Here is a 23926-nt window from a genome sequence, read left to right on the forward strand (position 1 = left end):
GTGAACGAATGGCTAAAGTGAGAGTATATGAATACGCAAAAGCCATAGATGTTTCAAGTAAAGATATTATAGCAGCGCTTAAGGATATGAACGTGGAAGTGAACAACCACATGGCGACGCTTGAAGACGACACTGTGAAAAAGCTAGACGCTATCTATAAAAAAGCCAAAGCAAAAGAGACAGCTAACGAGAAACCCGCAGAACAAAAAAAACAATCATCTAACAAAAACAATGATAGAAAGAAGAATGACGTGCAGAATAATCAATTTAATAAAAACAAAAAAAACAACAACCAAAATAAAAACAAAAATAAACGCGGTGGAAATAACAAACCGCAGCATCAGCAAGCTAGACCTGTGAAGCCTAAAAAAGAGCTTCCTGAAAAAATTGAATTTACAAATTCAATGACCGTCGGCCAGCTGGCTGATGAGCTTGGAAAAGAAACAGCTGAAATCATCAAAAAGCTGATGATGCTTGGTGTCATGGCAACGATCAACCAAGAACTTGATAAAGATACAGTTGAATTAATCGCTTCTGAATATGGTGTTTCAGTAGAGGAAGTCATTATTTTAGAAGAAACTGAACTTGAAAAGTATGAAGTTGAAGATAAAGAAGAAGATATGCAAGTACGCCCTCCAGTTGTAACGATCATGGGACACGTTGACCACGGGAAAACAACTCTTCTTGACAGTATTCGTAAGACAAAAGTCGTCGAAGGCGAAGCAGGTGGAATCACGCAGCATATCGGTGCATACCAAATTGAAGAAAACGGCAAAAAAATTACGTTCCTTGATACACCTGGACACGCAGCATTTACAACGATGCGTGCACGTGGTGCCGAAGTAACGGATACGACAATTCTAGTCGTTGCAGCAGATGATGGTGTCATGCCTCAAACAATTGAAGCGATTAACCATGCGAAAGCGGCAGAAGTGCCAATCATTGTCGCTGTTAACAAAATTGACAAACCAACAGCGAACCCTGACCGCGTGATGCAGGAATTAACTGAGCATGGTCTTGTACCAGAAGCTTGGGGCGGCGAAACCATTTTCGTTCCACTATCTGCGAAAACAGGTGAAGGCATTGACGAATTGATCGAAATGATCCTTCTTGTCAGCGAAGTAGCAGAACTGAAAGCCAACCCTAATCGTGCGGCAAAAGGGACTGTCATCGAGGCTGAGCTTGATAAAGGAAGAGGTTCTGTTGCAACCCTTCTTGTTCAAACAGGTACACTTCATGTAGGTGACCCAATCGTTGTCGGAAATACATTTGGCCGTGTACGTGCAATGGTCAATGACATCGGCCGCCGCGTGAAAACAGCAGGACCATCTACACCTGTTGAAATCACTGGTTTAAACGATGTACCGAATGCAGGGGATCAGTTCCTTGTATTCAAAGATGAAAAGACAGCTCGTCAAGTCGGTGAGGCGCGTGCTTCTAAACAGCTGGACGAACAGCGTTCAGATAAAGCAAAATTATCTCTAGACGACCTATTTGAGCAAATCAAACAAGGTGACGTAAAAGATATCAACTTGATCGTGAAAGCAGACGTACAAGGCTCTGCTGAAGCATTAACAGCAGCTCTTCAAAAAATTGAAGTCGAAGGCGTAAAAGTGAAAATCATCCATACGGGTGTTGGAGCGATTACAGAATCAGACATCATTTTAGCAAGTGCTTCTAATGCTATCGTGATTGGCTTTAACGTACGTCCTGATGGAAATGCGAAGAGCACAGCTGAAACAGAGAACGTAGATATCCGCTTGCACCGCATTATCTATAAAGTCATCGATGAAATTGAAGCTGCGATGAAAGGAATGCTTGACCCTGAATATGAAGAAAAAGTCATCGGTCAAGTTGAAGTTCGTCAAACGTTCAAAGTATCTAAAATCGGTACAATTGCTGGCGGCTATGTAACTGAAGGAACGATTACAAGAGATAGCGGAATCCGCTTAATCCGTGACGGCGTCGTTATTTTTGAAGGCGAAGTTGACGTGTTAAAACGATTTAAAGATGATGTGAAAGAAGTTTCACAAGGCTATGAATGTGGTATTACCATTAAGAAATACAATGATATCCGTGAAGGTGATGTCATGGAATCATTCGTTATGCAAGAAATCGAAAGAAAATGATCGGTTATACCGAATGTGAGTGCATGATCTATGATGCATCCTCACTGAAGGAAAAACGTGCGGTTCTTCAGCGAATATCGACAAGAACGCGTCATAAATTCAATGTAACCATTGCTGAAATGGATTACCAGGATACATGGCAGCGTACATCAATCGGAATCGCCGTGATTTCCTCATCTCGGGTTCAAGTGGAAAAGGAGCTTCAGCGTGTATTAAGCTTTATCGATTCTTTTCCTGAAATTGAACGAACGATCACGAAAACTGAGTGGTTTTAATTAGAGGTGATAAGATCATGAGTATGAGAGCAACCCGTGTGGGTGAGCAAATGAAAAAAGAATTGGGCGACATCTTAGGCAGAAAGCTAAAAGATCCAAGAATCGGCTTTTTGACTGTAACTGATGTCGAAGTATCCGGTGATTTGCAAATTGCCAAAGTCTACATTTCTGTTCTTGGCGACGAGAAGAAAAGAGAGGAAACCTTAAAAGGTCTTGCAAAGGCTAAAGGGTACATCCGCTCTGAAATTGGCAATCGAATCAGACTTCGCAAAACACCAGAACTGCACTTTGAATTCGACGAATCTGTAGATTACGGAAATCGAATTGAAAGCCTGATTGCTGAATTAAACACAAAAGATCACGAATAAGACGTTGAAATAAGGATAGGCGATGATCGTCTGTCCTTTTTCATCGTTTATGAAAGGAGAGAACGCAGATGATAAATGGTGTTCTTTTATTACATAAAGAAAGAGGCATGACCTCACACGACTGTGTGTTTAAAGTAAGAAAAATTTTGCACACAAAAAAAGTCGGCCATACAGGCACCCTCGACCCAGAGGTTTCAGGTGTTCTTCCTATTTGTATCGGAAGAGCAACGAAGATTGTAGAATACTTAACAGATAAATCGAAAACGTATGATGCGGAGATCACGATTGGCTTTTCTACAACAACAGAAGACCAAACAGGTGAGATCGTAGAAGAAAAAAAAGTGGAAAAACCGATCTCAGAAAAAGAAATTGATGAGGCGCTGAAGCAGTTTGAAGGAACCATAGAACAAATTCCTCCCATGTTTTCTGCTGTGAAAATTGGCGGGAAAAAGCTCTATGAATATGCAAGAGAAGGCATTGAAATTGAGCGGCCGAGCCGAGAAATTACTATTCACCGTATCGAGCGGACTACACCTGTCACATATGAGGATGGTAGCGTGTCATTTAGGTTTACCGTTCTATGCTCAAAGGGAACGTATGTGAGGACATTAGCGGTTGATATCGGAAAGAAACTAGGGTTCCCAGCCCACATGTCACATCTCATTCGTACAGGGTCTGGTGATTTTACACTTGATGAATGTATCACGCTGGATGAGCTGCGAGATATAAGCGAGGAAGGAACTGTAGATGAGCACCTTGTCCCGATCGAGCGTGCGCTCAATCATTTGCCGAAATGGGAGATAAATGATACATTAGCAAGTAAAGTGGAAAACGGTGCAGTCCTGCCAATGCCTGATGAATTTGCTCATTTCGCAGAGGCGGATCGTGTCGCTGTTTTTGCTCCTTCAGGCCGTTGTCTGGCGATATATATGAAGCACCCGACCAAACAGAACCTGATGAAGCCGGCGAAGATCTTATCTCAGGACAAGCAATCTTAAAGAAAAGGTGACATCTCGTGAAGACTATACATATTTCACACCCACATACATTGAATCAAAAGGATCAAGTCCCGTCTGTTATGGCTTTAGGGTACTTTGACGGTGTTCACCTCGGGCATCAAAAAGTCATTGACGAAGCGAAAAGCATTGCGGAAAAAGAAGGATTGGCCTTAGCAGTCATGACCTTTCATCCGCATCCATCACATGTTTTGCAAAAGGCACGGGAACCAAAAGACTTAATTACACCGCTTGAGGATAAAATTGATTTTATCGAACAGCTGGGCGCTGACTATTTATACATCGTACAATTCAGCGAGAGCTTTGCAGCTCTATCTCCTCAAGAATTTGTGGATCAATATTTGGATGAATTGAATGTGAAGCACGCAGTAGCGGGGTTTGATTTTACGTTTGGCCGTTTTGGTGCAGGCACAATGGAAACGTTCGACGAATACGGAAAAGGCCGTATCAATGCAACCATCGTACCTAAGCTGTCCAATCAAGACAGAAAAGTCAGCTCCACTCTCATCCGTTCCGCATTAAAAAATGGGGATGTTGAATATGTGAGCGAGCTTTTAGGAAAACCTTATCAGCTTCGCGGCATTGTCATCCATGGAGACAAACGCGGACGGACGATCGGGTTTCCGACAGCTAATGTCGGCTTATCTGCTGAATACATTATTCCGCCAACAGGGGTATATGCTGTAAGAGCAGAAGTAAAAGGTAAAGTATATGACGGTGTTTGTAACGTTGGCTATAAACCAACATTTTATGAAAAACGTCCTGATCAGCCTGCCATTGAAGTAAACCTCTTTGATTTTAACGAAGAAATATATGGCCAGCCGATTAAATTACAATGGTTCAAGCGCATTCGAAGTGAACGAAAATTTAACGGAATCCAGGAGCTGACGGCTCAAATCAGTCAAGATAAAGAAGAAGCGATTCAGTTTTTTCAAGATCAGCATAAGCAAACAAAAAAATCATAGAAAAACTGCTCTACCATTTGCAAATTCAGCATATTTTTAGTATGATTATTCCTGTAGCTTTAAAACCACTTACTTGGCAGGCCGACTTCACCGACGGCTGCGAGGTAGATGGGGCTAACATGATTTGGAGGTGAAACAGGATGGCAATTACTCAAGAGCGTAAAACGCAATTAATTAATGAGTTCAAAACACACGAATCTGATACTGGATCTCCAGAAGTTCAGATCGCTGTCCTAACAGAATCAATTAACAACTTGAACGAGCATTTACGTACTCATAAGAAAGATCACCACTCACGTCGCGGTCTTTTGAAAATGGTAGGTAGACGTCGTAATCTTCTTACGTATCTACGTAATAAAGACGTAACTCGTTACCGTGAGTTAATTAACAAACTAGGCTTACGTCGATAATCGTAAAAAGCGGGAGGATTCCCGCTTTTTTATCGTATAATCACTAATATTTTATGGTTAAAATGTTGAAAGAATGGCAAATACCCTTCTACATACAGCTTTCACATTGATATGTGAAAATCATTTTGTTCATAATAAGAACTAACTAAAATTTTACGATAAGAGAGGAGTTTATCTCAGAATGGGACAAGAGAAACATGTCTTCACCATAGACTGGGCTGGACGTCAACTGACAGTTGAAACTGGCCAGCTTGCAAAGCAAGCAAACGGAGCGGTCCTCGTACGCTACGGAGATACGGCTGTGCTTAGCTCAGCAACAGCTTCTAAAGAACCAAAACCACTTGATTTCTTCCCGCTCACTGTGAACTACGAAGAAAGACTATACGCAGTAGGTAAAATTCCTGGCGGCTTCATTAAAAGAGAAGGCCGTCCAAGTGAAAAGGCGATCCTTGCGAGCCGCTTAATTGACAGACCAATTCGTCCGCTGTTTGCAGATGGATTTAGAAACGAAGTACAAGTCATTAGTATCGTCATGAGTGTGGATCAAGATTGTTCATCTGAAATGGCTGCAATGTTTGGCTCATCTTTAGCTTTATGTGTGTCTGACATTCCATTTGAGGGACCAATCGCCGGCGTTACAGTAGGACGAGTGGATGGAAAGCTGATCATTAACCCAAATGTGGAGCAGCTTGAACAAAGTGACATCAATCTTGTGGTTGCCGGAACAAAAGATGCGATCAACATGGTAGAAGCTGGTGCTGATGAAGTACCGGAAGAGACAATGCTTGAAGCGATCATGTACGGTCACCAAGAGATCAAACGCTTAATTGAATTCCAAGAAGAAATTGTGAAGGCAGTCGGTAAAGAAAAAATCGATATTCCTTTATATGAAGTAGATCAAACGTTAGCAGACGAAGTAAAAGCACTTGCTGAAGCTGACCTGCTGAAAGCGATTCAAGTACATGAGAAGCATGCGCGTGAGGATGCGATCAGTGCTGTGAAAAAAGCTGTAGTTGAGAAGTTTGAAGCAGAAGAACGTGACGAAGCAACGATTAAACAAGCGAAAGATGTATTAAACAAGCTTGTCAAAAACGAAGTTCGCCGTCTGATCACTGAAGAGAAAGTACGTCCAGATGGACGCGGCGTAGATCAAATCCGTCCACTTTCTTCAGAAGTAGGACTTCTGCCAAGAACGCACGGTTCAGGCCTATTTACAAGAGGACAAACACAGGCGCTCAGTATTTGTACATTAGGTGCACTTGGCGATGTGCAAATTCTTGATGGTCTAGGTGTTGAAGAATCAAAACGCTTCATGCACCATTACAACTTCCCGCAATTCAGTGTTGGTGAGACAGGTCCAATGCGCGGTCCAGGCCGTCGTGAGATCGGACATGGTGCACTAGGTGAACGTGCACTAGAACCAGTCATTCCATCCGAAAAAGATTTCCCTTATACGGTTCGCCTCGTTTCAGAGGTATTAGAATCTAACGGATCTACTTCACAAGCAAGTATTTGCGCGAGCACACTTGCGATGATGGATGCGGGTGTTCCAATTAAAGCACCAGTTGCAGGGATTGCAATGGGACTTGTGAAATCTGGGGAATACTACACAGTGCTGACAGACATTCAAGGAATGGAAGATGCACTTGGAGATATGGACTTTAAAGTGGCAGGTACATCAAAAGGTGTCACAGCCCTTCAAATGGACATCAAAATCGATGGCTTGTCAAAAGACATCTTAGAAGAGGCTCTTCAACAAGCGAAAAAAGGAAGAATGGAAATCTTAGACAGCATGCTGTCAACGATTCCTGCTTCTAGAGGAGAATTGTCTCGTTATGCACCTAAAATCTTAACGATGACAATCAATCCAGATAAAATTCGCGATGTCATTGGACCAAGCGGTAAACAAATCAATAAAATCATTGAAGATACCGGTGTGAAAATCGATATTGAACAAGATGGTACAATCTTTATTTCTTCTACAGAAGAAGATATGAACCAAAAAGCGAAGAAAATCATTGAAGATCTTGTGAGAGAAGTTGAAGTAGGACAGCTTTACTTAGGTAAAGTCAAACGCATTGAAAAATTCGGTGCCTTCCTTGAAATCTTCAGCGGAAAAGATGGACTTGTTCATATTTCTGAGCTTGCGCTTGAGCGTGTGGGCAAAGTAGAAGATGTCGTGAAACTTGGCGATGAATTACTTGTCAAAGTCACTGAAATCGATAAACAAGGCCGTGTGAACCTTTCTCGGAAAGCTGTTTTACGTGAAGAAAAGGAAAAAGAAGAAAAGCAGTCTTAATGAGATCAAATAAAATGTGTTAGAAGCCAGGTATCCGTGCCAGGCTTCTTTCTTTTCTTGCGCTAACAATAGTTCTAGCTTGTTTCTCCCCGTCATAATTTGTGGTAAAGGGGAGGGACAACCATTGAAAAAAACGTTACCATTCATTGTGTTTGTATTTTTACTGCTCGTGTCATATCAAACGATGAAGCAGCCGGCTGCTGTTACATATATTGAATCAATGAAAGAGCATGCCGAGGTTGCATCTGTTTCAAAAGATATTTTATTTCAGGAAATTGAATCGAAGTCTTCTGACTATGAAGTAAAGGCTCAAAATGCTAAGATTGATAAAGTGTGGAAAAAGATGCCTGGCTTAAATGGACAGACGGTTGATATCGATGCCTCTTATGAAAAAATGAAGAAACAGGGGTCATTCGATGAAAAGCTGCTTGTTTTTAATGAAACAAAACCATCTATTCATTTACATGAGCTTGGTCCAGAGCCCATTTATAAGGGACATCCAGATAAAAAAATGAATGCATTCCTGATCAATGTGGCTTGGGGTGACGAGCATTTAATCAACATGTTAAAGACGCTGGAAAAGCATCAAGTCAAGGCGACCTTTTTCTTAGAAGGCAAATGGGTGAAAAAAAGCACAGAGCTTGCTAAAAAAATCGTGGCAGATGGTCATGAAATTGGAAATCATTCATACAATCACCCAGATATGCGCACACTGACAAGAGAACGAGCATTAGAGCAGATAACGAAAACAAATCGCCAAATTGAAGAATCCCTTGGGAAGAAACCAAAATGGTTTGCGCCTCCAAGCGGCAGCTTTAAAGAAGAAACAGTCAAGCTTGCCAAACAAGAAGGCATGGAAACCATTATGTGGACAGTAGACACCATCGACTGGCAAAAACCATCCCCGGCTATTTTACAAAAGCGGGTGCTTGGGAAAATTCACAATGGGGCGATGATATTAATGCATCCAACAGATGCAACAGCGAAAAGTCTTGACGCACTTATCACTCAAATCAAGGAAAGAGGATATGAATTAGGGACGGTTTCTGACCTCCTAAGTGAAAAAAGACATCCGTGATGCGATCTGTTTGTTGAATAGGAGGAGCAAAACTTGGTCAAAACGTATACATGCCAAAATGGAGTAAGAATTGTACTCGAAAACAATCCCACTGTAAGGTCTGTCGCAATTGGCGTCTGGATTGGAACAGGCTCTAGACATGAGACACCTGAAATTAATGGGATCTCACACTTTTTAGAGCATATGTTCTTTAAAGGGACAAAGACAAGATCTGCACGTGATATCGCAGAATCCTTTGACCGCATTGGTGGTCAGGTGAATGCCTTTACATCAAAAGAATACACTTGCTACTATGCGAAGGTGCTTGATTCACATGCTGGCTATGCCCTCGATGTATTAAGCGACATGTTCTTTCACTCAGCTTTTGATGAAGAAGAGCTGAAAAAAGAAAAAAATGTGGTGTACGAAGAAATTAAAATGTATGAGGATACTCCTGATGACATCGTTCATGATTTATTAAGCAAAGCCATTTATGGGGATCATTCATTAGGATATCCGATTTTAGGAACTGAGGAAACACTCTCTACCTTTAACGGAGATTCGCTTAGAAAATATATGGATGAATTCTATACGCCGGACCGCGTCGTGATCTCTGTTGCAGGGAACGTAGATGAGACCTTTATTCGTGAGGTTGAAAAGCTGTTCGGTTCTTATGAAGGAAAAGGGAAAAAGCAGCCTGTAGAAGCTCCAGCATTTCATTATGACAAGCTCACACGCAAAAAGGAAACGGAACAAGCGCACCTATGCCTGGGCTTTAATGGCCTTCCAGCTGGAGATAAGGGCATCTATGACTTAATCGTCTTAAATAATGTTCTTGGCGGAAGCATGAGCAGCCGATTATTCCAAGATGTAAGAGAGGACAAAGGACTTGCTTATTCCGTCTTCAGCTATCACAGTTCATTTGCAGATAATGGAATGCTGACGATTTACGGCGGGACTGGAGCGAAGCAGCTAAACCTGCTCTCTGAGACCATCTTACAAACATTAGACGTCTTAAAGCGTGAGGGAATCACGCAGAAAGAACTAGAGAACTCTAAGGAGCAAATGAAAGGAAACCTTATGCTCAGCCTTGAAAGCACAAACAGCAAAATGAGCCGAAACGGTAAAAATGAACTGCTCCTTGGCAAACATCGGACACTCGATGAAATTATTGATGAAATCAACAGCGTCACATTAGACGGCGTGAATAACTTATCTAAACGCATCTTTACAGAAGATTATGCGCTCTCGCTTATTAGTCCGACGGGTGATCAGCCATCATAATGTAAACAACACGGCAGACTCAAAAAAGTCTGCCGTTTTATTGTAGGTAAAGAAGAAAGGGGTTCTGCTTTTTATGGAACATGAAAAGCTGAAACAGCTCTCTCCACTTCTGACACAAGCTTCTTTCCAAGCCATGACATCTGGTTTTTCGGGAGATCGTACCTTTTTGGTTACAATATCATCTAGTGAAAAGCTGGTGCTTAAGTTATCAGACATTCAAACGTATTCGCGTTATAAAAGAAAAGCATCATTTCAGCGGAAGTTAAAAGATCGAGGGATTCTTTGTTCTGAAGTGATTGAGATTGGAATGAGTGCTGAACTAAACTGTACCTATCGTATTTTCTCCTTTATCGAAGGCGAGAATGCTAGAGACTCCATCCATCTACTTACAAATGAAGAGCAGTATGAAATCGGGAGGCGGGCAGCGAGAGAGCTAAGTTTGATGCATACATGCCGTGCACCTTCTCATGTTCGTCCGTGGGATGAGAAAGTCATGGCAAAACATGAACGGTATGTACATGCCTATCAATCAAGTGGCGTGACGTTTTCCAATGATCAGTTTGTATTAGATTTTATCAAGTCGAATGTTGATGCGGTAAAAGAGAGGCCTAACCAGTTCCAGCATGATGATTTTCATTTAGGGAATATCATCATACAAGGTAATCAATATGCCGGTGTGATTGATTTCGATCAATCCGACTGGGGCGACCCGGTTCATGACTTTTATAAATTGTCCTTATTTAGTCGAGAAAGCAGCATTCCGTTCTCAGCTGGACAACTGGATCAATACGTGAGTACGCAGTCTACAAACGATTTTTGGCTTCTTTTTTCCATCTATACAGCAATGAGCTGCTTTTCATCTATCATCTGGACGCTTTCCTATGATCCGGGACATGTAAAAGACATGGTGAAACGAGTGGAGAGAATGCTAAAAGATCATAATTGCTTTCATCAACTTAAGCCTGTTTGGTATACCAACTCACATCATACATAACTTGAAAAGAGCAGGACGGTCTATTTCTTCCTTTTGCTGCATATATGATACGGAAGGGAAGTGATGCGATTTTGAGGCTGAGTGAACTGTCAGGAAAAGAGATCGTCGATATTAAAAGAGCGGAGCGGCTTGGCGTGCTTGGACAAACCGACCTTGAAATCAATGAACAGGACGGTCAAATTACAGCACTCATTATACCTTCCGTGAAGTGGTTTGGCTTTCGAAAACAAGGAAATGACATCCGCGTACCGTGGAATCACATTCAAAAAATAGGATCAGATATGATCATTCTCGATGTGCCTGAAGAACTTCAGCCGCACGGAGAAAAAGAGCACCCGCAATAATGGGTGCTCTTTTTCTTTTCTCTCTCTGATTCGTTCACAGGCTGAATCCTCTCCTCATATGCTGAAAGGGAGATTCAGAAAATATTACAGACTTTTTTAAATAAAGAAGGTGAACGGTCAGTATGTTGAGCGGTTTAACGGTTGCGGTGATCGGGGGAGATGCAAGGCAGCTTGAAATTATTCGCAAGTTGTCACAGCAGCATGCCAAAGTATTTTTGGTTGGATTTGACCAGCTGGATCATGGATTTATCGGTGCTGAAAAGCTGAAAATGTCTGAACTTCCATTCGAACAAGTAGACAGTATGATCCTGCCAGTATCTGGGACAACGGATGAAGGCGCTGTTGCTACCGTTTTTTCAAACGAGCAGGTCTTGCTGGAAGCTAAATATTTAGAAAGAACCCCTGCCCATTGTATCTTGTACTCAGGTATTTCAAATACGTACTTAGATAATCTGGCAAAGCAGGTGAACCGGAAGCTTGTGAAGCTGTTTGAGCGAGATGATATTGCCATATATAACTCTATTCCAACAGTTGAAGGAATTATCATGATGGCCATTCAGCAAACGGACTATACGATTCACGGGTCTCATGTCGCTGTTCTCGGACTTGGAAGAACAGGACTCACCATTGCCCGCACATTTCGGGCACTAGGGGCAGACGTAAAAGTAGGGGCGGCAGACACAGCACATTTAGCGCGGGCATTTGAGATGGGGCTTAATCCATTTTCAATGGACCAGTTAAAAGAGGAAGTAACGGATGTTGATATTATCATCAATACCATTCCAAGTCTTGTATTAGATTCATCTGTCATCGTCAGCATGACACCAAAGACACTCATTTTGGATATCGCCTCACGCCCAGGCGGAACAGACTTTGACTTTGCACAAAAGCACGGAGTGAAGGCACTTCTTGCACCAGGACTCCCGGGGATTGTTGCACCAAAAACAGCAGGACAAATCATTGCAAAAGTGCTTTCCGGGCTTTTATGTGAACTTGCGGAGGAAAAAAGGGGGATGGAATCATGACAACATTAAAAGGGAAAAGAATCGGCTTTGGTTTAACAGGTTCCCACTGTACGTATGAAGCTGTTTTTCCGCAAATCGAAGCGCTTGTAGATGAAGGGGCAGAGGTGCGTCCAGTGGTGTCGTACACGGTGCAGAGCACGAATACGAGATTTGGAGATGGAGCCGAGTGGATCGAGCGGATTGAGAAGCTGACTGGGTTTCAAGCGATTGACTCAATCGTGAAAGCAGAGCCGCTCGGGCCTAAGCTGCCGCTTGATTGTATGGTCATTGCTCCTCTAACTGGTAACTCGATGGCGAAATTTGCAAATGCCATGACAGACAGTCCTGTTTTAATGGCTGCAAAAGCAACCATACGGAATCATCGACCTGTCGTTTTAGGTATCTCAACAAATGATGCGTTAGGTTTAAATGGTACAAATCTGATGAGGCTCATGTCAACAAAAAATATTTTCTTTATTCCGTTTGGTCAGGATGATCCATTCAAAAAACCGACCTCTATGGTCGCGAACATGGATCTGCTATCTCAAACAGTAGAAGAGGCACTCCAGCATAGACAAATTCAACCAATTTTAATTGGACCAAACGAATAATAGATTCACTAGAAAATCATGAAAGATTCAAAAAAGATGCTTCAAGCCTTGCTTTTCTATGGTAAAATAAAATGTAAAAAGTCATAGGATGGCCATCCGAAAGAAAAGAATCATGGATGGGTCGGAAGGAGTTTTACTGATGGGAAGAGGATTGCATGTAGCTGTAGTTGGAGCGACTGGAGCTGTCGGTCAACAAATGTTAAAAACACTAGCTGACAGAGATTTTGAAATGGATAAACTTACTCTACTATCCTCAAAACGTTCTGCTGGAACAAAAGTGACATTCAGAGGTCAAGAGTACACTGTTCAGGAAGCAACACCTGAAAGCTTTGAAGGAGTGAACATCGCATTATTCAGTGCTGGAGGAAATGTTTCTAAAGCGCTGGCTCCTGAAGCAGTCAAACGAGGTGCGATTGTTGTTGACAACACAAGTGCTTTTCGTATGGACGAAAACATCCCTCTTGTCGTACCAGAGGTAAACGAAAAAGATTTGCATGATCATCAAGGGATCATTGCAAACCCTAACTGTTCAACGATTCAAATGGTAGCGGCATTAGAACCGCTTCGTCAGGCATATGGAATGAAAAAAGTCATTGTCTCTACGTATCAAGCAGTATCAGGTGCGGGACATGAAGCCATTGACGAACTATACAGCCAATCACAAGCCATTTTAAATAAAGAGGATGTAACACCAGAAGTCATGCCTTATCAAATTGCATTTAATGCGATCCCGCAAATTGATAAATTCCAAGACAACGGTTATACATTCGAAGAAATGAAAATGATCAATGAAACGAAAAAAATCATGCATATGCCTGAGCTGGAAGTAGCGGCAACATGCGTAAGGCTTCCAATTGAAACAGGTCATTCAGAATCTGTCTACGTCGAACTAGAATCAAATGATGCAACAGTGGAAGACCTCAAATCAATTCTAAAAGATGCACCAGGAATTACGCTGCAAGATGATCCGTCTCAGCAAATTTATCCAATGCCTGCAGATGCTGTTGGGAAAAACGACGTATTTGTCGGCCGCATTCGGAAAGATTTGGACCGTCCAAACGGGTTCCATATGTGGATTGTATCTGATAACCTGCTTAAAGGCGCTGCATGGAACTCAGTTCAAATTGCAGAAAGCTTAAAAGCATTAAAATTAGTTTAACATTCAATGGATGATGAGGACGAACAGAAGAGAGTTAGGCATCTTTCGCCTGCTCTCTTCTGTTACGTCAGAATGAACTTGGAGTGAAAACAGTGAAAATAATTGTCCAAAAATTTGGCGGTACATCTGTCAAAGATGATCAAGGTAGAAAAAGGGCACTTGCACATATCTTATCTGCAAAAGAGAAAGGCTATAAGTCGGTTGTTGTCGTTTCTGCAATGGGACGAAAAGGCGATCCCTATGCGACAGATACGCTGCTTGGTCTGCTTTACGGCAGCGCGCAGCATATGACAAATCGAGAAAAAGACTTGATTGTTTCCTGCGGAGAGAATATCTCAGCTGTTGTGTTTTCAAGTATGCTGAATGAAAACGGGCTAAAGGCTGTAGCGATGACTGGAGCTCAGGCGGGCTTTGTGACAGATAAGGAGCATACAAGTGCGAAAATTATTGACATGAAGTGCGAACGTCTGGAGGCAGCACTGTCTGAACATGATGTGGTCGTTGTCGCTGGGTTCCAGGGAGCCGCGAAAAATGGAGACGTGACAACAATCGGACGAGGTGGCAGTGATACGTCCGCTGCTGCTTTAGGCGCTGCATTGCAGGCAGACTTTATTGATATTTTTACAGATGTAGAAGGCGTTATGACAGCAGATCCCCGCATTGTTGAAAATGCAAAACCGCTGAGAGTCGTGACATATACGGAAATTTGCAACCTCGCATATCAAGGGGCAAAAGTCATTCACCCGCGAGCTGTCGAAATTGCGATGCAGGCAAAAGTACCAATGAGGGTCCGTTCAACATACTCTGATGATGAGGGCACACTCGTTACATCACACTACTCCGATAAAATGAGCCATGATGTGTACGACCGCCTCATTACGGGTATTGCACATGTCAATGATGTGACACAAATCAAAGTCCCTGCAAAAGAAGGTCAGTACAGCGTACAAACAGAGGTCTTCAAAGCAATGGCAAACGCACAAATCAGTGTCGACTTCTTCAACATCACACCGAGTGAAATTGTGTATACAGTGACAGGTGCAATGACTGAAAAGGCAACGTCGATCCTAAAAGATCTTGGCTATACACCAATTGTGACAACAAATTGTGCGAAAGTATCAGCTGTTGGCGCAGGCATTATGGGTGTACCAGGTGTCACATCGAAAATTGTAACGGCTCTATCCGAGCAAAACATTCCGATTTTACAATCGGCTGACAGTCATACGACCATTTGGGTGTTAGTGAACGAAGAAAACATGAGAGCGGCTGTCAATGCCCTGCATGAAGTGTTTGAACTTTCAAGATAAATGTGATTGAATCATGATGAGGTGAAAAAAATGAATTTCGGAAATATCGCAACAGCTATGATTACACCTTTTGATAAAAAGGGCAACATCGATTTCCAAAAGCTATCAATTCTCATTGATTACTTGTTAAAAAACGGCAGTGACTCCTTAGTCGTTGCAGGGACAACAGGCGAATCGCCAACTTTATCGAATGAAGAAAAAGTCGCTCTTTTTCAGCAATCGGTCAAATTAGCAAATGGTCGTTGTAAAATCATTGCAGGAACAGGCAGTAATAATACAAATGCGTCTATCAAACTAACGAAAAAAGCAGAAGAAGCGGGCGTTGATGCAGTGATGCTTGTCGTACCTTATTACAACAAGCCATCACAGGAAGGCATGTATGCACACTTTAAAGCCATTGCCGAGTCTACATCTCTTCCTGTCATGCTTTACAATGTACCAGGAAGAACGGCAGCTTCATTAGCACCAGAAACAACGATTAAGCTTGCGCAAATACCTAACATTGTTGCCATTAAAGAAGCAAGCGGCGATCTTGATGCTATGACAAAAATCATTGCAGAGACGCCAGAAGATTTCGACGTATATTCAGGGGACGACAGCTTAACACTTCCAGCTGTATCTGTTGGTGCAAAAGGAGTTGTCTCGGTTGCGTCTCATATCGTAGGACTGGATATGCAGCAAATGCTGAAAAGCTATGCTTCAGGCCAAACAGCGAATGCAGCATTGATCCATCAAAAGCTGCTTCCAATCATGAAACAGCTTTTCTCAGCACCAAATCCAACGCCTGTCAAAACAGCCCTTCAGCTGAAAGGACTAGACGTCGGATCTGTTCGTCTTCCGCTTTTGCCTTTGTCAGAAGAAGAGAGACTGGATTTAAGCAGCGTTTTAAACAGCTGATCAAAACAAAAGATTTCGTAAGCGGTCATTCTCAGATGTCCCTGAGTATGACCGTTTTTTATACATAAACACTTTCTTAAAATGTGACTTCATCTTGTTTTCTAAAATTAGATTCAGTTATAATAGCATTAAGCGATGATGGACGGGCTTGAGACTAGGAGGATAAGAATTTTGAAAAAGAAAAATACAGAGAACGTAAGAATTATTGCACTCGGAGGCGTTGGAGAAATCGGAAAAAACCTATATGTCATTGAGATTGATTCGGACATATATGTAGTAGATGCAGGTTTAATGCATCCAGAAAATGAAATGCTGGGCATTGACGTCGTCATTCCTGATATCTCTTATTTAACAGAGCGTGCTGATCGGGTGAAAGCAATTTTTCTTACCCACGGACATGATGAAGCAATCGGAGGCGTATTCCATTGCTTGAGCAAATTGTCTGTACCAGTCTACGGAACGAAGCTGACCCTTGCGTTACTTCGAGAAAAATTAAAGCAGTATGGCTTCAATCAAAAAGCTGATTTGCGTGAGGTACATGCAAAATCAGTTATTACTTTTGAAACAACAAAAGTATCGTTCTTTAGAACGAATCACAGCATTCCTGATTCAGTTGGGATCAGCTTCAAAACCTCTCTTGGTTCAATCGTATGCACAGGTGATTTTAAATTTGATCAAACCCCAGCGCTTAACCAAGCCTGTGACATCGGAGAGATTGCGAAAATTGGAAATAACGGCGTTTTAGCACTACTTTCAGACAGTGCAAATGCTGAAAAACCAGGCTATACACCTTCTGAGGCGCTCGTCCAAGACGAAATCTCAAATGCGATGTACAATGCTGAAAATCGTGTGATTGTTGCTGTGTCTTCATCTAATATTAACCGCGTGCAGCAAATCATTAACGCAACAAATCAAAATGGCCGTAAGCTTGCCGTTGCAGGGAAAAATATGATGACAACCCTTCAGCTGGCGATCAAGCTTGGTTATGTTACAGCAGACGAAGAATTATTTGTACCCGTTCAAGAAGTGAAGAAAATGGCGAAAAACGACGTAGTTATTCTGACCGCTGGAAGCCACGGAGAGCCGCTTGCTGCTTTAACAAAAATGGCGAAGCAAAATCACAAACAGCTTCATATTGAAAAAGATGATACAGTTGTGATTGCATCTACACCTCTTCCTGGACAAGAACTCACATATTCTAAAACAGTGGATTTCCTTACAAGAAGCGGAGCACAAGTCATTTTTGCGCAAAAACGTGTACATGTATCTGGACATGGCTGCCAAGAAGAGTTAAAGCTAATGCTGAACTTACTAAAACCGAAGTATTTAATTCCGGTGAATGGCGAATATCGTATGCAAAAAGCACATTCTCGTATTGCTGAAGAAGTAGGCATGAAACGCAGTGACATTTTCTTGATTGATAAAGGCGATGTTGTTGAGTTTAGAGGACAGAACGTCAAAATCGGTGAAAAAGTTCACCAAGGAAACATTTTGATCGATGGTCTTGGTGTTGGTGATATCGGAAACATCGTGTTACGCGATAGACGTCTATTGTCTCAAGACGGCATCCTGATTGTTGTCATTACGCTCGATAAACAAAAGAAACAATTAATTTCTGGACCTGAAATCATCACAAGAGGATTTGTCTATGTAAGAGAATCCGAAGAGCTGATTGTGAAAGCAACAGAAATGGTCAAAGGGATTGTCAAAGAGCAAACGGAAAACTCAATTGTTGAATGGTCAACATTGAAACAATCCATGCGCGATGTGCTAAATCAATTCCTATATGAAAAAACAAAACGTAAGCCGATGATCATTCCAATTATTATGGAAGTGTGATGAGAAAAGCCCAAAGAGTATAAGCTCTTTGGGCTTTTTTGATGTGGCATGAGGAATGCGGATGGAATATGCCCTATTTGTTCATAATAGGAGAAGAGTTTGAGGAAAGGATGGAGACAAATGGACGAAAAGAATGAACAGCAGCCTGAGCGAAAGCCAGAAGAAAAAGACAGTATTATGAGCAAAATACAGCAGCTTGGTGAAACAGCCGTTCCGCAGCTGCCGCAAGATACAAATATCCATTGCCTCACCATTATTGGACAAATTGAAGGCCATATGCAGCTTCCACCGCAAAATAAAACAACCAAATACGAACATGTCATTCCACAAATCGTAGCCGTTGAACAAAACCCTAAAATAGAAGGTCTTCTGATCATCTTAAATACAGTAGGGGGAGATGTTGAAGCGGGACTTGCGATTGCAGAAATGCTTGCTTCTTTATCAAAGCCAACTGTCTCGATTGTGCTTGGCGGCGGCCACTCGATAGGTGTCCCGATTGCTGTATCGTGTGACTATTCGTATATTGCAGAAACAGCTACGATGACCATTCATCCTGTGCGTTTAACAGGTCTTGTGATTGGTGTTCCGCAAACCTTTGAATACTTAGATAAAATGCAGGAAAGAGTCATTAATTTTGTCACAAGCCACTCCAACATTACAGAAGAGAAGTTTAAGGAGCTCATGTTCTCAAAAGGCAATTTGACGAGAGACATCGGAACAAATGTCGTTGGTCATGAGGCAGCAGAATACGGACTCATGAATGAAGTGGGCGGTGTAGGACAAGCGATTAAAAAGTTGAACGAACTTATCGGAGACAGGGCATCTCAAAACGAGGGGCTGATCCAATGATTTTATATACGCCTATGCCATATGAAGCCATTTACGCTGAGGAACAGGGAGAACGCAAACTCCAGCAGGTAAACATTCAAGGTGTGCCAGTGATGGTTGAAATGAAAGAAGATGAAGCAGAAATCGTTCAAGTCATGAGCACCAATCCTATGGATTTTCTCAATCAAGAGCTTGCACCAGGCAAGCGATTGAAGTTACATTTAGGCACCAATCAAACCGACTCATATGAATGATTCTATGCTATAATAAAGGGAAAACTTACAACAAGATGCAGCCAAAACCAGGCTGCTTTCTTTCTGATCTTTCGGTAGGTTATATTTTCTTTCGTAGTAAGGTGATGAGTATGGCTAAAAAGAGAAAACGGAAAACGAGAAAAAAACAAAATAAACAGCTAAAACTGAAATATGAATTAAATGGGTTAGTCTGTATTGCCATAGCGATCATTGCCATTTTACAGCTGGGCGTTGTTGGACAAACCTTTGTACATCTATTCCGATTCTTTGCAGGTGAATGGTTCATTCTCTGTCTTATCGGATTATTTCTTTTTGGTGTGACGATTTTCTGGAAAAAACAAATCCCAGATATTTTAACAAGAAGAAAAGCAGGTCTCTACTGCATCATTGCGAGTATCTTGCTTTTGTCACATGTGAAGCTCTTTCAGCATCTTTCATCTGCTGGCGTCATTGGCTCTCAAAGTGTGATTAGAAATACATTTGAGCTTTTCTTGATGGATATGAAAGGTGAAACAGGATCGCCTGATTTAGGGGGCGGCATGATCGGCGCCGTATTGTTTGCTGCTTCTTATTTCTTATTTGCGCAAGCAGGCTCGCAAATCATGGCGATTGTTCTGATGCTGATTGGAATTGTCCTGATTACAAACCGATCCCTTCAGGAAATGGTGAAAAAAGTGACGATTCCTGTATCACAATTTATGGTGAAGCAGTGGAAAGCCTTTGTTGAAGATATGAAAGGAATCAGGCAGGCGAAAAAGAGCGCGTCCTCTCAGAAAACAGGTGAAAAGAAAAAACGTTCACGCATTCAAGAAGGAGACGAGGATGATCTGATTTTGATCGAAGAGGAAACGCCGTCTTCTGATAATAGCCAGCCGATTATTTCAAGCTTTGCAGACAGAGATGACATTCTCACCCCGCCGGTTCAAAACAAGCAGGCGGCAAAAGAGACAGCGCCTCTTCAGGACTCTGTGCAAAGTGCACCAGTTCAATCAGATACAGCCGATGAACCAAAAGAGGCGCCGCCGATGACATTTACAGAACTTGAAAACAAAGATTATGAATTGCCGTCACTTGATATTTTGGCAGAGCCTCAGCATTCAGGTCAGCAAACAGATAAGAAAAATATTTATGAAAATGCAAGAAAGCTTGAAAAAACATTTCAAAGCTTTGGTGTGAAAGCAAAAGTCACACAGGTTCATTTAGGTCCAGCTGTGACCAAATATGAAGTATATCCAGATGTCGGCGTGAAGGTCAGCAAAATCGTCAATCTAAGTGATGATTTAGCCCTTGCCCTTGCAGCAAAAGACATTCGAATTGAGGCGCCGATTCCTGGTAAATCAGCCATCGGCATCGAAGTTCCGAATGCAGAAATTGCGATGGTTTCATTAAAAGAGGTATTAGAATCGAAGCAAAATGACCGTCCAAATGCTAAGCTCCTCATTGGACTTGGCCGTAATATCTCGGGTGAAGCTGTTCTTGCTGAAATGAACAAAATGCCGCATTTGCTTGTAGCAGGTTCGACTGGAAGCGGAAAAAGTGTGTGTATCAATGGTATTATCACAAGCATTCTCATGAGAGCGAAGCCTCATGAAGTGAAAATGATGATGATTGATCCGAAAATGGTTGAATTAAATGTGTATAACGGCATTCCGCATCTTTTGGCTCCTGTCGTAACAGACCCTAAGAAAGCATCGCAGGCTCTTAAAAAAGTAGTCAGCGAAATGGAACGCCGCTATGAATTGTTTTCGCATACGGGGACAAGAAATATTGAAGGATACAATGATTACATTAAACGGATGAATCAAACAGAAGATGCTAAACAGCCAGAGCTTCCTTATATTGTTGTCATTGTAGACGAGCTTGCAGATTTAATGATGGTCGCTTCCTCTGATGTGGAAGATTCCATTACAAGACTTTCTCAAATGGCTCGTGCTGCGGGAATTCATTTGATTATCGCCACACAAAGACCTTCTGTCGATGTCATTACAGGTGTCATTAAAGCCAACATCCCGTCCCGTATTGCCTTTAGCGTATCCTCTCAAACAGATTCAAGGACGATCCTGGATATGGGAGGCGCAGAAAAGCTGCTGGGCAGAGGGGACATGCTGTTTTTACCTGTTGGTGCAAACAAGCCCGTTCGTGTGCAAGGCGCCTTTTTATCAGATGAAGAAGTGGAACATGTTGTGGATCACGTGATCACACAGCAAAAAGCACAATACCAAGAGGAAATGATTCCGAGCGAAGAAACGCAGGATCAGCTTGCGGCTGTGGAAGATGATCTATATGATGAAGCAGTAGAATTGATCATCGGTATGCAGACGGCTTCTGTTTCTATGCTGCAAAGAAGATTTCGCATCGGTTATACCCGGGCGGCACGTCTCATTGACGCAATGGAAGAGCGGGGCGTTGTAGGCCCGTATGAAGGAAGTAAACCGAGAGAAGTTCTTCTCTCAAAAGAACAATATGACGAGCTCTCTTCATAAATTGAAGAGAGCTTTCCTGAAAAACAGTAAACAATAGTATGATTATGTTAACTGGATGTCAGACTATTTATTTATTTGCAAAAACATGATATAGTTATGTTCAACTTATCTCGGAATAGAGATTTCTCATCTTATCATTTGCATTGATTAGACGGAGGGAAAACATGTCGACCAAAACAGACAATCGCCATTTATATTTGAAAGTGATTGACCGTATTAAAGAAGATATTCAAACAGGTGTATATACCGAAAAAGAAAAGCTGCCTTCTGAGTTTGAGCTCTCAAAGCTTTTAGGTGTGAGCAGAGCGACACTGCGTGAAGCCCTTCGTATACTAGAAGAAGAGAAGTATTTAATTAGAAGGCATGGTGTGGGAACTTTCGTCAATTCAAGACCACTTTTTTCGACGGGCATAGAACAGCTGACAAGTGTCACGAAAATGATTGAGCAAGTCAATATGACGCCTGGTACCATCTTTTTATCCTCGCAAGAAGGGGAGCCAACAGAGAATGATATCATTCGTTTTCAATGTGATGAATCTGATGAGATTTTTTCAATGGAACGTGTTCGAACGGCAGATGGACAGCCAGTTGTTTATTGTTTAGATAAAATTCCAGTCAAACATCTTCCCGCTTCTTTTACACATGAAGAAGAGTCTCTTTTTGAGCTGTTTGGAAGAGAACCGCACAACGGGATTAAATATGCAGTTGCTGACATCGAACCAATTGGCTACCACGATCAGATCTCACCAATTCTAGATTGTGACCCTGAAACGGCGTTATTATTACTAAAACAAATGCACTATGATCAGGATGATCAGCCGGTCTTATACTCCCTCAATTATTTTCGAGCGGATAAATTCAGCTTTCATGTTATACGCAAACGATTTTAATAAGCAGTCGCTTCCATATGCGGCTGCTTTTTGTTTGCCCATACATAAAACCCGTCAAACTTGCCACACTAATACGTAACAGTATATAGAATTGGGTGAATGATGTTGGGCGAGAAAACAGTCAGTAAAAAGAATATCATTGCATTATCATCAGTGCCTCTAATCATGACACTTGGGAACTCGATGTTAATACCTGTATTGCCAGAGATAGAAAAGAAACTCTCGATTACTTCCTTTCAAGTCTCTCTCATTATTACGGTATATTCGGTTGTAGCCATCTTATGTATTCCAATTGCTGGTTACTTATCAGACCGGATTGGGCGAAAAAAGGTACTGCTGCCGTGTCTTTTAATCGCCGGACTTGGAGGGGCTGTGGCAGCAGTCGCCTCAACGATCATGAAAGAACCGTATATGTGGATTTTGTTTGGCAGGGTCCTTCAAGGGATTGGTTCAGCTGGAGCCGCACCTGTCGTTATGCCGTTTATTGGAGATTTGTTTCATGATGATGAAGAGGTCAGTGCCGGACTTGGCGCCATTGAAACCTCTAATACAGCAGGTAAGGTACTAAGCCCTATTATTGGGGCACTTCTTGCTTCATGGTTTTGGTTTGTGCCGTTTTGGTTCATTCCGTTCTTTTCGATCATCAGCTTTCTCATGGTACTGTTCATGGTAGAGTCGGCGAAAAAAGAGGAGGATCCGCCTACATTTAAAGAATTTTTAAAATCAACAAAGACCATTTTTAAGCATGAGGGACGCTGGCTTTATGCCATTTTTGCTATTGGCGGTTTTATTATGTTTCTTCTTTTTGGTGTGCTTTTTTACTTATCCGATAACCTCGAGGCAGCTTATCAAATAAAAGGCGTTAAAAAAGGACTCCTGCTGAGTATTCCGCTCCTTTTTCTATCAATCAGTTCCTACATTGCTGGAAAAACGATTGGAAAAGAAAAAGGAAAAATGAGAATCTTTTTAATCGTAGGGATGGCTTTGTTATCACTTTCTTATATTTTTTTATGGTGGAATCACAGCTTTTTCGTATTGTTTATCTGTTTAAGCATTGGCGGAGTGGGCATCGGTATTGTGCTGCCTGCACTTGATGCGCTGATTACAGAAGGAATTGAAAAAGAGCAGTGCGGTACCATTACGTCATTTTATAGCAGTATGCGTTTTATCGGTGTTGCTTTAGGACCTCCGATTTTTGCCTATCTAATGGATAAAGGGGACTCCATAGTCTTTATTCTCTCGACCATTTGCAGTCTCATTTCACTATTTTTGGTCCTCTTTTTCATCCAGCCAGATGAAGAGGATGAGAGTGAACAATTAAAAACGGTTTAAATATAGAAAAAAGATGGTATTTTGCCATCTTTTTTCTTTTTTATAAATTGACATGTAAAATTTTGATAGTTAAACTAATGTATAGTAATATCTTTTAAATTATCCCAAATTGGAGGTGTTCAAAAACATTCATTTTCTGTCTTTCTTTAGGCAGAAATTGAGCTCGCGTGCTGATGATGGA

22 protein-coding genes are annotated in these 23926 nt (G+C 41.8%); all 22 read left to right on the plus strand.

Translation table 11 applies throughout. The features are described from left to right. Positions 1–8 precede the first annotated feature (8 nt). The 22 genes from infB to MHI23_RS08320 all read left to right on the plus strand — a co-directional run bounded on the left by infB (position 9) and on the right by MHI23_RS08320 (position 23745). Positions 9–2129: a translation initiation factor IF-2 gene (gene infB / locus MHI23_RS08215; RefSeq protein ID WP_024427003.1), complete on the plus strand. Its 2121-nt coding sequence runs from the start codon at positions 9–11 to the stop codon at positions 2127–2129. Continuing rightward, positions 2126–2404 carry a DUF503 domain-containing protein gene (locus tag MHI23_RS08220; protein ID WP_342492429.1) on the plus strand — a complete coding sequence of 93 codons (279 nt, stop codon included), beginning with the start codon at positions 2126–2128 and terminating at the stop codon, positions 2402–2404. Before infB ends, MHI23_RS08220 begins: the two co-directional genes overlap by 4 nt. Positions 2405–2421: 17 nt before the next feature. Continuing rightward, positions 2422–2772, plus strand: a complete 351-nt coding sequence (gene rbfA, locus MHI23_RS08225) for a 30S ribosome-binding factor RbfA (protein WP_007499525.1) — start codon at positions 2422–2424, stop codon at positions 2770–2772. A gap of 68 nt (positions 2773–2840) precedes the next feature. After that, positions 2841–3770, plus strand: coding sequence for a tRNA pseudouridine(55) synthase TruB (gene truB / locus MHI23_RS08230; protein WP_024427004.1), 930 nt, complete (start codon positions 2841–2843; stop codon positions 3768–3770). Between the two features lie 17 nt (positions 3771–3787). Next, positions 3788–4753: a bifunctional riboflavin kinase/FAD synthetase gene (gene ribF / locus MHI23_RS08235; protein ID WP_034623584.1), complete on the plus strand. Its 966-nt coding sequence runs from the start codon at positions 3788–3790 to the stop codon at positions 4751–4753. Positions 4754–4893: 140 nt separating this feature from the next. Then, positions 4894–5163 carry a 30S ribosomal protein S15 gene (rpsO, locus tag MHI23_RS08240; RefSeq protein WP_008354438.1) on the plus strand — a complete coding sequence of 90 codons (270 nt, stop codon included), beginning with the start codon at positions 4894–4896 and terminating at the stop codon, positions 5161–5163. A 181-nt stretch (positions 5164–5344) separates the two neighbouring features. Then, positions 5345–7462, plus strand: a complete 2118-nt coding sequence (gene pnp, locus MHI23_RS08245) for a polyribonucleotide nucleotidyltransferase (protein WP_024424134.1) — start codon at positions 5345–5347, stop codon at positions 7460–7462. 124 nt (positions 7463–7586) lie between these two features. After that, entirely contained in the window at positions 7587–8540 is a 954-nt protein-coding gene (locus tag MHI23_RS08250) for a polysaccharide deacetylase family protein (RefSeq protein ID WP_024424133.1), read from the plus strand. Positions 8541–8573: 33 nt separating this feature from the next. Then, entirely contained in the window at positions 8574–9803 is a 1230-nt protein-coding gene (locus tag MHI23_RS08255; protein WP_025092599.1) for a pitrilysin family protein, read from the plus strand. Between the two features lie 73 nt (positions 9804–9876). Then, entirely contained in the window at positions 9877–10797 is a 921-nt protein-coding gene (locus tag MHI23_RS08260) for an aminoglycoside phosphotransferase family protein (RefSeq protein WP_034623581.1), read from the plus strand. 71 nt (positions 10798–10868) lie between these two features. Continuing rightward, positions 10869–11141, plus strand: a complete 273-nt coding sequence (locus MHI23_RS08265) for a YlmC/YmxH family sporulation protein (RefSeq protein ID WP_024424130.1) — start codon at positions 10869–10871, stop codon at positions 11139–11141. A gap of 122 nt (positions 11142–11263) precedes the next feature. Beyond that, positions 11264–12166: a dipicolinic acid synthetase subunit A gene (dpaA, locus tag MHI23_RS08270; protein ID WP_024424129.1), complete on the plus strand. Its 903-nt coding sequence runs from the start codon at positions 11264–11266 to the stop codon at positions 12164–12166. Next, entirely contained in the window at positions 12163–12756 is a 594-nt protein-coding gene (gene dpaB / locus MHI23_RS08275; RefSeq protein WP_125586769.1) for a dipicolinate synthase subunit B, read from the plus strand. Before dpaA ends, dpaB begins: the two co-directional genes overlap by 4 nt. A 139-nt stretch (positions 12757–12895) precedes the next feature. Next, entirely contained in the window at positions 12896–13915 is a 1020-nt protein-coding gene (asd, locus tag MHI23_RS08280; RefSeq protein WP_125586767.1) for an aspartate-semialdehyde dehydrogenase, read from the plus strand. 92 nt (positions 13916–14007) lie between these two features. Next, positions 14008–15222, plus strand: a complete 1215-nt coding sequence (gene dapG, locus MHI23_RS08285; protein WP_342492430.1) for an aspartate kinase — start codon at positions 14008–14010, stop codon at positions 15220–15222. A gap of 30 nt (positions 15223–15252) precedes the next feature. Continuing rightward, a complete protein-coding gene (gene dapA, locus MHI23_RS08290; protein WP_024427012.1) occupies positions 15253–16119 on the plus strand; it encodes a 4-hydroxy-tetrahydrodipicolinate synthase in 867 nt (288 codons plus the stop codon). 171 nt (positions 16120–16290) lie between these two features. Beyond that, on the plus strand, positions 16291–17958 hold the full coding sequence (gene rnjB, locus MHI23_RS08295; RefSeq protein ID WP_012010007.1) for a ribonuclease J2: 1668 nt from the start codon (positions 16291–16293) through the stop codon (positions 17956–17958). A 120-nt stretch (positions 17959–18078) separates the two neighbouring features. Further along, on the plus strand, positions 18079–18807 hold the full coding sequence (locus MHI23_RS08300; protein ID WP_024424124.1) for a ClpP family protease: 729 nt from the start codon (positions 18079–18081) through the stop codon (positions 18805–18807). After that, the gene (locus MHI23_RS08305) at positions 18804–19040 is read left to right on the plus strand and encodes a YlzJ-like family protein (protein WP_008344712.1); all 237 of its coding nucleotides are present in this window, start codon (positions 18804–18806) and stop codon (positions 19038–19040) included. The genes MHI23_RS08300 and MHI23_RS08305 overlap by 4 nt, the downstream gene beginning before the upstream one ends. Before the next feature lie 110 nt (positions 19041–19150). Next, positions 19151–21523, plus strand: coding sequence for a DNA translocase FtsK (locus MHI23_RS08310; protein WP_342492431.1), 2373 nt, complete (start codon positions 19151–19153; stop codon positions 21521–21523). A 164-nt stretch (positions 21524–21687) separates the two neighbouring features. Beyond that, positions 21688–22413: a GntR family transcriptional regulator gene (locus tag MHI23_RS08315; protein ID WP_048239805.1), complete on the plus strand. Its 726-nt coding sequence runs from the start codon at positions 21688–21690 to the stop codon at positions 22411–22413. Between the two features lie 99 nt (positions 22414–22512). Then, entirely contained in the window at positions 22513–23745 is a 1233-nt protein-coding gene (locus MHI23_RS08320; protein ID WP_169510834.1) for an MFS transporter, read from the plus strand. Positions 23746–23926 lie beyond the last annotated feature (181 nt).

This window comes from Bacillus sp. FSL M7-0003, from assembly GCF_038628485.1.
GTDB classification, from domain to species: domain Bacteria; phylum Bacillota; class Bacilli; order Bacillales; family Bacillaceae; genus Bacillus; species Bacillus safensis.

Coding starts and splice junctions, on each gene's coding strand:
- infB (WP_024427003.1), top strand. CDS start 9: ATGGCTAAAGTGAGAGTATATGAATACGCAAAAGCCATAGATGTTTCA.
- MHI23_RS08220 (WP_342492429.1), top strand. CDS start 2,126: ATGATCGGTTATACCGAATGTGAGTGCATGATCTATGATGCATCCTCA.
- rbfA (WP_007499525.1), top strand. CDS start 2,422: ATGAGTATGAGAGCAACCCGTGTGGGTGAGCAAATGAAAAAAGAATTG.
- truB (WP_024427004.1), top strand. CDS start 2,841: ATGATAAATGGTGTTCTTTTATTACATAAAGAAAGAGGCATGACCTCA.
- rpsO (WP_008354438.1), top strand. CDS start 4,894: ATGGCAATTACTCAAGAGCGTAAAACGCAATTAATTAATGAGTTCAAA.
- pnp (WP_024424134.1), top strand. CDS start 5,345: ATGGGACAAGAGAAACATGTCTTCACCATAGACTGGGCTGGACGTCAA.
- MHI23_RS08260 (WP_034623581.1), top strand. CDS start 9,877: ATGGAACATGAAAAGCTGAAACAGCTCTCTCCACTTCTGACACAAGCT.
- dpaA (WP_024424129.1), top strand. CDS start 11,264: ATGTTGAGCGGTTTAACGGTTGCGGTGATCGGGGGAGATGCAAGGCAG.
- dpaB (WP_125586769.1), top strand. CDS start 12,163: ATGACAACATTAAAAGGGAAAAGAATCGGCTTTGGTTTAACAGGTTCC.
- asd (WP_125586767.1), top strand. CDS start 12,896: ATGGGAAGAGGATTGCATGTAGCTGTAGTTGGAGCGACTGGAGCTGTC.
- dapA (WP_024427012.1), top strand. CDS start 15,253: ATGAATTTCGGAAATATCGCAACAGCTATGATTACACCTTTTGATAAA.
- MHI23_RS08300 (WP_024424124.1), top strand. CDS start 18,079: ATGGACGAAAAGAATGAACAGCAGCCTGAGCGAAAGCCAGAAGAAAAA.
- MHI23_RS08305 (WP_008344712.1), top strand. CDS start 18,804: ATGATTTTATATACGCCTATGCCATATGAAGCCATTTACGCTGAGGAA.
- MHI23_RS08310 (WP_342492431.1), top strand. CDS start 19,151: ATGGCTAAAAAGAGAAAACGGAAAACGAGAAAAAAACAAAATAAACAG.
- MHI23_RS08315 (WP_048239805.1), top strand. CDS start 21,688: ATGTCGACCAAAACAGACAATCGCCATTTATATTTGAAAGTGATTGAC.
- MHI23_RS08320 (WP_169510834.1), top strand. CDS start 22,513: ATGATGTTGGGCGAGAAAACAGTCAGTAAAAAGAATATCATTGCATTA.